The sequence below is a fragment of the Pseudomonadota bacterium genome, from assembly GCA_022361155.1.
Classification (GTDB): domain Bacteria; phylum Myxococcota_A; class Polyangia; order Polyangiales; family JAKSBK01; genus JAKSBK01.
This window is the reverse complement of record JAKSBK010000275.1, coordinates 1-11,765: the sequence shown is the minus strand read 5'-3', so window position 1 is coordinate 11,765 and position 11,765 is coordinate 1. Positions and strand designations below refer to the sequence as shown.

Sequence of the window (11,765 nt, the reverse complement as noted above, 5' to 3'; positions counted from 1 at the left end):
TGGTTGCAACAAGGCGGTTGCTGGCGTGGTCGAGCTCACAGTCGCTCCTCCGGCCCGCAAGGTGCGCTGTGCCAGCGTGGGCTGCGGCCCGCGCGTTCGACGAGCCCCTCCAGCTCCGCCTGGCTGCCCTGTCCCACCAGCGGAAGGCCGCCGGGCCTGCCGACTCCGCCCCACAGCACGTCTGCGCCAAAGAGCAGCGCGGTTTGGGCCAACTCGACTCCCAGCGCATTCCAGCACACCGCGATACCTCGCTTGGCCGGTACGCTGAGCCGTGCCATGGAGACCTCCACGAGGGCCTCCTGTCCAGTGATCCCACGCACGGGATCGAGATCCACTTCGACGGTGTGGGCGTCCAGCGCGCAGCTCGACGGTTCGCCACGCAGCAGAAGAACCGTGCCGCCCCGGTACCTGGCCCTGAAAGCGTCTGCCAGGGCTGCAGCAAGCAGCACGTCGCTGCGGCGCAGACGCGCGAGATCGTCGCCGCGAAGATGCTCGCCTTGTAGGATGCGACAGGCGATATCCGCGAGGTCGGCTTCCTGGATTGCACGCTCGAGCAACGGTTCCATGCGGCTTTCCTCTAGCAGGATCCTAAGGGCCCGCGGAAGAACAACTCGTGTGTTTCGGCGAGGACTGGGCACCGCCGGCGAGGCGCGACGAGGAGTATTGGGGATACTTCGAGGAGGAGCAACATAGCCAGCGGTGGCCACAACCGGCGAAATGGATGAGTGATTGTTCCGCGGGTCCAAAAGGCGTGGTCCATCGCATCGGGCTCATGAGACCGGCGGGCCTGCTCTGGTTACCGAGAATTGGAAGCTGGCGTCCCGGACCGGCGAACGGGCGCGGTCCGCGAGGTCCACAGGCGGCTGGCAGGGCCCAGAGGCGGCTGGCGGGGCCCAGACAGAGGCGGTTGGCAAGGTCGAGCGCGTCACGCATTGCCGTGGGTCGTCTTGTGGCGGCTAAGCACCTCGTAACCCCATCGCTTCTGGCTGTGCGAGAGCCCGAGGTGCACGAAGACTCGATCGATCACCGTATCGAGCAGATCTCGGATGGTCGTGGGATGGGCGTAGAACGCGGGCGAGGCAGGGATCACCAGCACGCCGAGCCGTGTCAGAGCCAGCATGTTCTCCATGTGCAGCGCCGAGTACGGGGCCTCGCGCGGCACGACGATGAGCTTGCGGCGCTCCTTGAGCACCACATCCGCGGCGCGCGTGAGCAGGTCGTCGCTGATGCCGTGCGCTACACGGGCCACGCACGACATCGAGGCCGGAATCACCACCATCGCCTCGAACCCGGCGGACCCGCTCGCGCAGGCAGCGTCGTAGTCTCGTCCTGCGAAAGTCGGCCAGCCGAGCTCTCGGGGGTGACCGTCGCACTCGTGCGCCCAGACCTGCTCGGCGGTTCTCGATAGAAGCACCTGCACCTCGTGCGACGAGCGCTGCTCTGCCAGCCGCTGCAGCATCCGCTTGGCGTACGGTGCGCCCGAGGCGCCGCTGATGCCCACCACGAGTCTCACTTGAGGCCTCCCACCAAAGAAGCCACACCGAAGGTCAGGTCGGTTTCGCAGACATCGCGGAAGCCGGCAGCCCGCATGGCTTGAGCGAATTCGCTGCGCGTGACGAAGCCCCGCATGGACCGAGCCAGATAGCCGTAGGCATGGCGGTCGCCCGAAACCAGCGCGCCCACGGCCGGCAGTACGCCCTGACCGTACAGGGCGTGAAACGCCCGGGTGGTGGCGCGCGTGGGGCGGAAGAAGTCGAGGACAACGAGGGCACCCTTCGGCTTGAGCACGCGATGTACTTCCGCCAGACCCAGCGTCGGCTGAGCGAGGTTGCGCATACCAAAGCCACAGATTGCCCCTGCGAAGCTGCGCTCTCGAAAAGGCAGCTTCTGAGCGTCCGAGATGGCGATATGGCCTCGGTCCCGGAGCTTTGCGCGGCCTCGAACCAACATGTCCCGTGCAAAGTCCGTGGCCACCACGGCACGCCCCGGCAGGCGGCGCAGCGTCAAGACGGATAGGTCCAGCGTGCCCGCACACAAGTCCAGCACGGGGCCGGGCGGCGCCCCCGCGTCGAGCCGCGCACCCAAAGCGGCCAAGGCGCGATTGCGCCAGCTGCGGTCGAGGCCGAACGAGAGCAAGCGATTGAGCAGATCGTACGTTGCGGCGATGCGATCGAACATCGAGCGGACCGCAAGCCCGTGACCCAGCGCGCGCGACTCGGAGCGTGCCTGGATGCTCGCCACCGGCAGCGCGGCTGGCGGTTGTCGCGGTACTCGTGGTGTCACACGCCTCTCGTGGCTCGAGCCCCCGCAGGGTCCGCCCTGCAGTCACCGACCGCGTCGCACTGCGGACCTTCCAGCCTTGAGCCTGAAGTCGATCGTTGCGCAGCGCAAGTCCTTGGGACGCAAGGGCCCGCGGGCGCGCGGCAACGCGGTCGCAAGGCTCGAGTTATGTTGCGGGCCCTTGGCCCCAAGATTCCCCGCCGCAAGCTTTTGATCCCGCCAGGAGATGTGATATGGAGGCGTCGCGTAGATCCTGTGGCAGACCGTGGGGTGTGGCTAACGTGATGCTCTTGGGAACGCCAGCCCGAGAAGACTCTCACGTGGCCTGCTCCAAAACCCGGAGGCTTGGAATGCATGTACGGTCGTTTGGTCGGTCCTTGGTAGCTGCGGCACTGCCGCTGCTGGCGAGCCTTGCCAGCGGGGCTCGGGCCCAGGACAACCCCGAGCTCGGTGACGTGGGTCATGCTTCTCACGACGCTTCGTCCGGTCACCAGTGGGGACCGGCCCCCAAGCCGCACGGAGATCACGCTGGACACGGATCGGGCGACCACGCAGGGGTCGTGGGCAAGTTGGGTCTCGGTTACTTCGGCCGGCAGCAATTCCTTGCCGGCACGGACGAAAACCCGCTGGAGCTTGATGTTCCGGCCCTCGGCATCCGCCACTGGACGAGCGACAAGCTCGCCATCGAGGCCGCGCTGGGGTTCGCCAACTCCGGCATCACGATGGAGGTCGGAGGAGCGAAGCAGGAGATGTCGGCAACCGTCTTCCTGCTGCACGGCGCCGTGCCCGTCGTGCTGGGTGCGTACAAGCACTTGGTCTTCGAGTTGATACCCGAGCTCAACCTGGGCTTCCTGTCCGGCTCCGGCGGTCCCATGACCGATTTGGGCGGCTTCCTGCTGCAGGTGGGCGGGCGCGTCGGCGCCGAGATGCACTTCGGTTTCGTGGACCTGCCCAGTCTTTCGCTGCAGGCCACTGCCGGGCTGCACTACGCTTCGCTGACCGCGACGGCTGAGAGCATGGGCTCGGAGGCTTCGGTCAAGCAATCCTTCCTCGGGACCGGGGTCGGGGCGGCGTCGAGCCTGGCCGTCATCTACTACTTCGCGATGTAGCTCCCCGGCCCCTGCGTGCGCAACGGTTGCGCGCGTAGCGGCTGCGACCTGGCTGCCGACAGCCGACGCTGCTCTTGACACGCCAGCGCCGGGGGCTCAAGACCGTGGGCTGAGGTGGCTCGCGTGGCGCGTCCTACCGAGGAACATCCGTATACGAGCTTTGTGCAGCGCGTGCAAAAGCCTGCTCGTTACTTGGGAGGCGAGCATGGCGAGGTGGTCAAGGACTGGGACGCCGCCGCGTGCCGCATGTGCTTGGCATTCCCGGACCTGTACGAAGTGGGGATGAGCCATCTGGGATTCAAGATCCTGTACGGCGTCTTGAACCAGCACCCCAAGCTGCTCGCCGAGCGCGCGTACGCGCCTTGGCAGGACATGGAGGCCGAGCTGCGTGCCCACCGCGAGCCCTTGCGATCGCTCGAAAGCTGGCGTGCGCTGCGGGACTTCGACGTGGTCGGCTTTTCGCTGCAATTCGAGCTCACCTTCACCAACGTGCTGCTGATGCTCGACCTTGGGGGCATTCCGCTTCGTAGCTCCGAGCGCTCGGAGCAGGACCCGCTGGTGATCGCCGGAGGGCCCACGGCCACCCACCCGGAGCCTGTCGCACCCTTCATCGACGCCTTCGTCATCGGCGACGGTGAAGCGAAGACGCCGGAGCTGTTGTTGACCTGGTCGGCGCTCACCCGGGCGGGGTTGCCGCGGCGAGAGCGCCTGATCCGGCTGGCGGCTCTCGGCGGCGTGTACGTTCCCAGCCTGTATGCAACCGAGCTCGAGCCCGAGACCGGGTTGCTCGTGGTGAGCCGGCCGGTGGTGGCCGAGGCCCCGCTGCCGATCCAGCGTGCCCTCGTAGCCGACTTGAGCGAGCATCCGTACCCGAGCGACGGGCCCGTGGCGAACAGCGAGACCGTGTTCGATCGCGTTTCGGTCGAGATCGCCCGCGGCTGCACCGAAGGCTGTCGTTTCTGCCAGGCCGGCATGATCTACCGTCCCGTGCGGGAGCGCGACCCGCAGCACATCGTGGACGTGGTGCGCCGCACCGTACGCGAAGGAGGCTACGACGAGGCCTCTCTGACCAGCCTTTCCACCGCCGACTACAGCGCTATCGCGCCGCTGGTACGCAAGGTCGCTCGCGAGCTCAAGCAGGAGAACGTCTCGCTTTCGGTTTCCTCGCTGCGAGCCTACGGGTTGGCTGGTGGGCTGCTGGACGAGCTCCGCAGTGTGCGGGCGGGTGGGCTGACCTTTGCGCCCGAGGCCGGCACTCAACGCATGCGGGACGTGGTGAACAAGAATGTCACCGAGGAGCAGCTTCTGGAGACCGCACGGCGGGTGTTCGAGCGAGGCTGGGGGAAGATGAAGCTGTATTTCATGTTGGGCCTGCCCACCGAGCAGGACGAAGACGTTCAGGGTATCGTGCGGACAGGAGCGCGCGCTCAGCGCGTCGGCCGGGAGGTTTCGGGCCGCTACCCGCAAGTCACGGTGAGCGTCAGCACCCACGTGCCCAAGCCGCACACGCCCTTCCAATGGTGTGCGATGGATCCGCTCGACGAGATCCAGCGCAAGCAGGGGCTGTTGCGGGAGCAGGCGCGCCGCACCAGGGTCAAGTTGCGCATGCACGCATCGCACGGCAGCTGGCTCGAGGGCGTGCTCGCCCGTGGCGACCGCCGCCTGGCTCGTGTCATCGAGTGTGCGTACCGCGGCGGTGCCCGCTTCGACTCCTGGGAGGAGCGGCTCGAGCCCGAGGTCTGGAGGCAGGCGTTTGCGCGGGCCGGCGTCGACCCGACCGCTAGCCTACGAACGTTGCCGGTCTCCGCCAGACTACCCTGGGATCACATCGACGTGGGCCTGGAGGACGGCTTCCTGGCCCGGGAGTATCGTAAGGCGCTGCGCGATTGGCTAAGCCCACCGTGCGGCAAGGCGGTGGGGGCGTTCGTTCACAGCTCCAACCTGAAGGAGGCTCGGGCCGACCGGCGGCGCCTGGTTTGTTACGACTGTGGGATCGCTTGTGATCTCGATGAGATGCGCCACACGCGCGAGTCTTACCTGCGCGCCCTTGGCGCGCTCGAACCGGAGGCCGAGCACGCGCAGGCTGGCTCGCTCGTGGGCTCGCGGCAGCACGATCCCGGCGTGGTTGGCGACACGCCCGGCGGCACCGGGCGCGCTGCCTCGATGGGGCGGACTGGCTCAACTGGAAACGGGTCGCGCTCGACCGGCAGCGAGTCGCAGGAGCCGGCCCGGCTTCGGCTCGGTTACCGCAAGCTCGGGCGGGTGGCGTTTCTATCCCATCTTGATCTGGTGCGCATGCTTCCCAGGGTGTTCCGGCGGGCCGGGCTGTCGTTGCGCTGCTCGGCAGGCTTCCACCCGAAGCCCTTGCTCACCTTTGGACCCGCGCTTGCCGTGGGGACCTCGAGCTTGGCTGAGTACGTGGATCTGAAGCTCGCGGGAACCGGCCCGCTTGACAGCCAGCAGCTGCTCCAGGAGCTGGGGCGCGTCTGTGCAACCGGCCTCGAGTTCTTCGTGGTCCGCTCCCTGGCCGCTCACGACGCCTCCCTCAGCCGGCTTGTCGACGAAGCGACCTACGTTGCCGCGCTGCCCGCCGTGGTGCTCCAAGCGGCCAATGTGGCCTCCCCGGATGCCCTCGCCCGGCTGATCGCGCATCGCTACCGGAGTGCCGATTTGCGGGTTCTGCGCCACGCTACCAAACGCCGGCGTGCCGGCCGCGTGCCCGAGCCTGCGACGCTCGACGTAAGGGAGTCGCTCGTGGAGCTGGGGCTTTCGTGCGACCCGGGCGGCGAAGCCACGCAGTCCAACCGCCTGGCCGTGGCGCACGATAGCGCCGTGAACGACGCGCTCGAGCGGGCCGGAGTGGCCGGAGCGTGTCTGGCCCTGTCCCTTCGGGTCCGGCTCACAGCGCCGACCACCGCCAGACCCCGCGAGATCCTCGAAGCACTCAGCGGTGTGCCCGATCTGCCGGCGCGCTGGGTTCGTACCGGGTGCTTTGCCGTGCGTGGAAGCCTGCGGATCGTGCCCACGGATCTCGATCGATTGCGCCCTCGGGCGCCGGGCGCCCATGTTGGTCCGGGTTGGGCTACATGTTCGTGAGCCCGCGTGTTGATCTGCTGCGCAGTCTCGTGCACGGGGCGATCGGTTCCGCGGCTCGGGGTCTGCGGGCCTTGCCCGGCCGGCCGCTGCGCCGCCTGATAGGAGGGCTGAAGCAAGGCCGGGTAGCGGTTGCAGATCATGTGTTGACGAGCAAGGTCGCTTGCCTTCCCGGCGTCGCAGCCGCCACGGTCAGGGCCAGCGCCGGCTGTCTGCGGGTGGACGTGAGCTATGCTGACGGCCGCGTGCTGGCCGCGCGCCTCATACCGTATTCGAGCCGCTTTGCTCCCGGTGGAGCCAAAGAGGTGTGCTTTCGCGTGCAGCCGGCCGATGCCGCCCGTATGGCGCAGGACACCGTCGCCGTCGTGGCTCGCGAGATCGCTCACACCTTGTGGGGCGTGCTCCTTGGCCGAGCTGACGCTTCCGGCGGACTGCCGGTCTCCCTGTGCGATCACGATCGGGTGACGGTCGACCTTCGCGACGTACCGGCGGTGCGAAGCGCTATGAGACGCCGATACAGCGCTGCGGTCATGGACGCGCTGGACGTGCTCGACGTCCAGGCGGACGAAGGCATGCTGTGGCTGTCACTGCGTATCCCGGGCCTGCAGGGAACCAACACCTGAACGTTGCGGCATGAGCGCTCGCGCCAGGAAATCAACAAGCGTGCGCTTGCTTTCCGAGGGGTCTTGGAAGTTGTCTTCGTGGAGCACCTGCGCTGCGGTGCCGCTCTGAAATCGATACGCCACCACTCCGAGTGTCAGGACCAGCAGCTGCTGGGCATCAATGTCGTCACGCAGCAAGCCGTGCTGCTGCGCGCTCTTGATCCGATCCACGAACCTGCCGAAGAGCGGTCTGACCCGCTGATCGTAGGCGCAGCTTACCACGCGGTGGGCGGTGGAGCCCGGATCGCGGTAGGCCGCATCCATGATCAGCGTCAGATTGCGGTGCGAGCTGAAAAAGTTGGTTGCGAAATCGACCAGCATGTCCAGTGCATCACCCAGATCGCTCACCGGGGCCGGACGCGGGGGAGCCGGGGCAGAGACCTGCTGCAGGGCGCTCTCCAGCACCGCGCGGAAAAGGCCTTCCTTGTCCTCGTAGTAGTGATGCACGAGCGCGTGGTGCACGCCTGCTGTGTGTGCGATATCTCGCAGCCGGGCGCCTTCGAAGCCTCGCCGGGCGAACGCCTGCTCCGCCGCCTGCAGGATGCGACGCTGGGAATCCTGCGGATCGCGGCGCCGCTTCTGACTGCCGCTCTTGGCGTGCGCTCCGGCCAACGTGGCCGGATCCGCGGGCTGTGGTTCGACTCGCCCCTCCGTGGTGTTTGTGCCGTTCATACTGACCTCGGCTCTCCGACCTCTGGCCTCCGAACCTGTGGCGTACCGGCTAGAGGGTCCAGATGTTCCTTAGATGGGGCGGCTCATAGCACGACTGCCAGGATTGCGCCGGTAGTTTCGCGTTTCCGCCGGACTTTTGCGGCCATATGGATTATCCGACGAATCGGGATTGCACGGACAAACCAGCTGACGTGAAACTCCCATTTCCGGCTCGGGCTTGTCCCTTGCTCGAACGGCGCGGCCGAGGGCCGGTCGCGGAGCTGACCCGGAAATCTCGTTGCGCGTCAGGCCCGCCTCACGGAGCCCTCCATGGGTTTGCGCTGGTTGCGGCGAGCCCCGAGGCCTGACTCGGCGCTCAGGCGCGGCTTTTTTGTCATACGACCTGTCAGCGGGCGCGGCGGCGATATGCGTCCACGGCTGCGTTGTGCTCCGCCAGCGTGACGCTGAACTCGTGGTGGCCGTCTCCGCGGGCTACGAAGTAGTAGTAATCGTGCTCCGCCGGTTGGAGTGTGGCGCGGAGCGCCGACAGGCCCGGGTTTGCGATGGGGCCGGGAGGCAGCCCCTCGTGACGGTAGGTGTTGAACGGGTTGTGGGAGTCTGCGAGCATCGCACGGCTGACGCGCCTACCATCGAAACGGGCACATGCCGGGCTGCTTTCGGGCGTGGATACGCAGCCATAGGCCACGGTGGGGTCGGCCTGCAATCGACGCGGCGCAAAGCCCGGCTTGCTCAGTCTGTTGACGAAGACGCCTGCGATGAGCGCCTGCTCGCTGCGAATTCTGGCCTCCTTCTCCACGATGGATGCCAGGGTGAGCACTTCGTGCAGGCGCCATCCAAGCTTGCCTTGAAGCTGGGCCAGGTCGCCTCGGCCTCCCTCGGCCAGCAGTCGTCCGATCCGCCTCTGGCCGTTGCGGACCATGCGCCGCGCGATTTCCCTTGGGCTTAGCTTCTCGTGCAGCTCGTACGTGTCGGGAAACAGGTAGCCCTCGGCAGTTGCGGCGGGGATGCCGAGCTCATTCAGCAGCGCCGGGTCTTTGCTGGCTGCGAGGAACGCGCTGCGCCGGCACAACCCCCAGCGCTCGAGCAAGCGCGCGATATCGAAGCGATTGAGTCCCTCCGGAACCGCGACACGCACGGGAGCCACACCGTAGCCTCGGGCCAACCGCTGTAGGATTTGCCGCGGGGTCATGTTGTCTCGCAGCAGAACGGTCTTGCCGCGCCGGAGTCGGTCTGCGCTTCCCAGCAGGGCGGCGTACGCCGACCAAACCCGAGGTCGGACAACGGCTCCCTCACGGCCCAGCGCGCTCGAAACATGAGGAAGGCTCGCGTCTGCTGCCATCCGCACCGCCACGATGGTTCCCCGTCCCGGTCCGGTCTGGTTCGGGAAGATCAGGACCAGCCAACCCAGAGCCGCGAGCAGGGTCGCGGCTACCAGCAACGCAGCCAGGCCCAGGGCCCTGCGCAACCTACGATGTGCCCCCGTTTGGCTCGGGCGTGCTGGCATCACGGTCTTTGCACGCTGTGCTCCTTTGCCCATCGCCGGGCTCGCTCTTGGAATCAAGGTAGCTCTGGAGCAGCCAGGCGGCCGCTACTTGGTCGACCAGCTTACGTCGTTTTGTACCGCGCGCTCCAACCTCATCGAGCGAGCGCTGGGCTGCCGCGGTCGAAAGCCGCTCATCCCACAGCACGGTGTCGAGGCCAGTTTCGGCCTGCACCATGGCTGCGATTCGGCGAGCACGTTGGGACGACGGACCTTCGGCGCCGCCCAGGCGAAGCGGAAGGCCCACCACGATCTCCCCCACGGCCTGCAGCCGTGCTTCGGCCGCAATCAGCTTGGCCGCTTCAGCCGTATCGGCGACCTGCAGGGTGCGGTGCGGCAGCGCGAGACCGAGCTCGCTGTCGCTCAGGGCCAGGCCCACCCGCCGGCGTCCCGGGTCGACACCCAAGCTTCGCATGCCGAACTCGTGATTCGAGGTACTAGGGAGTGTCTTCAACATCGGACCGAGAGCCCGAAGATGATCGGAATCGTGGGGGGGTTCGCCGTGACGAGGCGATGTGGTGCATCGTTGAGGAGCGGCGGGAGACCCCACGATTTCGAGGGCCTCGGGATCGACGGGAGTATTTTGACGACACTCCCTGGCCGCAGGTGACCACGCGCTCGGCATGTCAGTGGTCCCCGGGGGGCGACGGGGCTTGTCCTGGCTCAGCTTGCGTCGGCTGAGCCGAGTGCATCTTCGGTCGCGCGAACAGGACCGCCCGCCGCTTCTTTGGGAGCTGCTTGCGGACGAAATCCGTCAGCGACTGGACGCTTACGTTGCGGTACCGGGCGAGATCACGGGCCAGGTAGTCGGGGTCACCCAGGAAGTGGTTGTAGCGCTGCAGTTGTTCTGCCCGCCCGCGAAAGCCTCCAAGCCGCTGAAGGTCCGTGATGAAGGCGGTTTCGAAGCGCGCGGCCGCTCGCTTGATTTCGCTCTGGCTGAGATCGCCGTTGCGCACGGAGTCCAGGATGGTGTCGATCTCCTCGAGTAGCCGCTCGGCCTTGACACCCGGTCGGGCGGTGGCCTCGATGCTGAATACCGACTGGCTTCCCAGGCTCTCCTGGCTGGCGTTGGCGCTCTGCGCGAGCTGAAGCTCGTGAACCAGCCGTGCCTGCAGTCGACTCGATCGCCCCACGCTCAGCAGGGAAGCAAGCAGGTCCGCGTCCGCGTCTCCCGGCGCGAAAAACGCCGGTGAGTGCCAGCCCACCATGACCCTTGCCAGCTGTCCCACCTCCTCCTCGTGCTCGATGACGACCTCGCGATCGAGACGCACGGAGGCTACCTTGGGCGGCTTGGGCCTGGGGCGCGCGGGCAGTGTTCCGAAGTACTTGCGGATCAGTCTCAGGGTCGCTCGTGGCTCGATATCCCCCGCGACCACCAGGGTAGCGTTCGACGGCGCGTACCAGGTGACGAAGAAGTCGCGCACATCCTGCAGGGTGGCCGCGTTCAGGTCCTGCATCGACCCGATCACACGGCCGTAATACGAGTGTGGCAGCGGAAACAACGCCTGCCACAGCCTTTCTTCGGCGATGCCGTAAGGTTGAGTCTCGACGCTTTGGCGTCGTTCGTTTTTCACCACTTGACGCTGCGTCTCGAGCTTCTCCGCCGTGAGCTCGGGTAGCAGAAACCCCATGCGGTCGCTTTCCAACCAGAACACCGTCTCCAGATGATGGGTAGGAACGGTCTCGATGTAGTTGGTTCGATCGAAGGAGGTCGTTCCGTTCACGCCCGTGCCGCCGATCTGCTGCACCAAGGAGATGTGTTGATCGTCGGCGACGTGGGCGGAGCCCTGAAACATCATGTGTTCGAATAGATGAGCAAACCCCGTGCGCCCCGGGGCCTCATGAAAAGCGCCAACATGATACCAGATGCTCACGGCCACCAACGGAAGCCGGTGGTCTTCGTGCAGCAGGACTTGGAGGCCGTTGTCGAGTGTATGGGCCTGATGGGGCAACTCGAGCTCCCCGCCGACCGACGCCTTGCTGGCGGGCTTGTCGGCACCGGCAGCTGTGGCGGCAAGCGAAACTGCGAGGGCGAGGGCGAACACAACCCGAGTGTGCCTATTCATGACTGCCTTGCGAGAACGCGGCGCTGGCCCCATCGGTCACCAACGTCGAGCCGGTCACCAACGTCGAGCCGCTCCATCGATCCACATCCGCGTGCCCGAGGCCGCTTCTAACGCCGCCGATCCGTAGTCGAGGCACCGGAACCATAGTTGACACCATCGGAGTTCTCGTCGCTGCGCTGTTGCGATCCTGGAGGATGCTCTGGAAACGAGGGCGCGGCGACCAGCGCGGGTGGATCGGGCATGCGGCTCGGTTCGACCATGCGGCTCGGTTCGACCATGCGGCTCGGTTCGACCATGCGGCTCGGTTCGACCATGCGGCTCGGTTCGACCATGCGGCTCGGTT

Annotated in this window: 11 protein-coding genes; 3 read left to right on the top strand and 8 right to left on the bottom strand. The window is 66.7% G+C overall.

Translation table 11 applies throughout. The annotated features are described in order from the left end of the window. Positions 1-35 precede the first annotated feature (35 nt). The 3 genes from MJD61_10370 to MJD61_10360 form a co-directional block, all read right to left on the bottom strand. Positions 36-566: a hypothetical protein gene (locus tag MJD61_10370; GenBank protein MCG8555674.1), complete on the bottom strand. Its 531-nt coding sequence runs from the start codon at positions 564-566 to the stop codon at positions 36-38. Positions 567-925: 359 nt separating this feature from the next. Continuing rightward, positions 926-1,513, bottom strand: coding sequence for a UbiX family flavin prenyltransferase (locus MJD61_10365; GenBank protein ID MCG8555673.1), 588 nt, complete (start codon positions 1,511-1,513; stop codon positions 926-928). Continuing rightward, positions 1,510-2,283, bottom strand: a complete 774-nt coding sequence (locus MJD61_10360; protein ID MCG8555672.1) for a ubiquinone/menaquinone biosynthesis methyltransferase — start codon at positions 2,281-2,283, stop codon at positions 1,510-1,512. Before MJD61_10360 ends, MJD61_10365 begins: the two co-directional genes overlap by 4 nt. Positions 2,284-2,657: 374 nt before the next feature. Here MJD61_10360 and MJD61_10355 point away from each other — a divergent pair, with 374 nt between their 5' ends. The 3 genes from MJD61_10355 (at position 2,658) to MJD61_10345 (ending at position 7,105) form a co-directional block, all read left to right on the top strand. Further along, on the top strand, positions 2,658-3,389 hold the full coding sequence (locus MJD61_10355; protein MCG8555671.1) for a hypothetical protein: 732 nt from the start codon (positions 2,658-2,660) through the stop codon (positions 3,387-3,389). Positions 3,390-3,512: 123 nt separating this feature from the next. Further along, positions 3,513-6,485, top strand: coding sequence for a TIGR03960 family B12-binding radical SAM protein (locus tag MJD61_10350; protein ID MCG8555670.1), 2,973 nt, complete (start codon positions 3,513-3,515; stop codon positions 6,483-6,485). Then, the gene (locus MJD61_10345; GenBank protein ID MCG8555669.1) at positions 6,482-7,105 is read left to right on the top strand and encodes a hypothetical protein; all 624 of its coding nucleotides are present in this window, start codon (positions 6,482-6,484) and stop codon (positions 7,103-7,105) included. Before MJD61_10350 ends, MJD61_10345 begins: the two co-directional genes overlap by 4 nt. Here the strand turns inward: MJD61_10345 and MJD61_10340 are convergent. From MJD61_10340 to MJD61_10320, 5 genes are all read right to left on the bottom strand, one after another. Beyond that, entirely contained in the window at positions 7,067-7,816 is a 750-nt protein-coding gene (locus MJD61_10340; GenBank protein ID MCG8555668.1) for a TetR/AcrR family transcriptional regulator, read from the bottom strand. The genes MJD61_10345 and MJD61_10340 overlap by 39 nt on opposite strands. A gap of 385 nt (positions 7,817-8,201) precedes the next feature. Beyond that, complete coding sequence (mltG, locus tag MJD61_10335; GenBank protein ID MCG8555667.1) at positions 8,202-9,320, bottom strand: endolytic transglycosylase MltG; 1,119 nt, start codon at positions 9,318-9,320, stop codon at positions 8,202-8,204. Next, positions 9,283-9,771: a Holliday junction resolvase RuvX gene (gene ruvX / locus MJD61_10330; GenBank protein MCG8555666.1), complete on the bottom strand. Its 489-nt coding sequence runs from the start codon at positions 9,769-9,771 to the stop codon at positions 9,283-9,285. Before ruvX ends, mltG begins: the two co-directional genes overlap by 38 nt. A gap of 211 nt (positions 9,772-9,982) precedes the next feature. Continuing rightward, complete coding sequence (locus MJD61_10325; GenBank protein ID MCG8555665.1) at positions 9,983-11,422, bottom strand: insulinase family protein; 1,440 nt, start codon at positions 11,420-11,422, stop codon at positions 9,983-9,985. A 107-nt stretch (positions 11,423-11,529) separates the two neighbouring features. Further along, a partial coding sequence (locus MJD61_10320) for a hypothetical protein (protein ID MCG8555664.1) occupies positions 11,530-11,765 on the bottom strand: 236 nt, incomplete at its 5' end.

Bases quoted from the DNA above. Each gene is read 5' to 3' on its own strand.
- mltG (MCG8555667.1), bottom strand. From the start codon at position 9,320: ATGCCAGCACGCCCGAGCCAAACGGGGGCACATCGTAGGTTGCGCAGG.
- MJD61_10325 (MCG8555665.1), bottom strand. From the start codon at position 11,422: ATGAATAGGCACACTCGGGTTGTGTTCGCCCTCGCCCTCGCAGTTTCG.
- MJD61_10340 (MCG8555668.1), bottom strand. From the start codon at position 7,816: ATGAACGGCACAAACACCACGGAGGGGCGAGTCGAACCACAGCCCGCG.
- ruvX (MCG8555666.1), bottom strand. From the start codon at position 9,771: ATGCGAAGCTTGGGTGTCGACCCGGGACGCCGGCGGGTGGGCCTGGCC.
- MJD61_10370 (MCG8555674.1), bottom strand. From the start codon at position 566: ATGGAACCGTTGCTCGAGCGTGCAATCCAGGAAGCCGACCTCGCGGAT.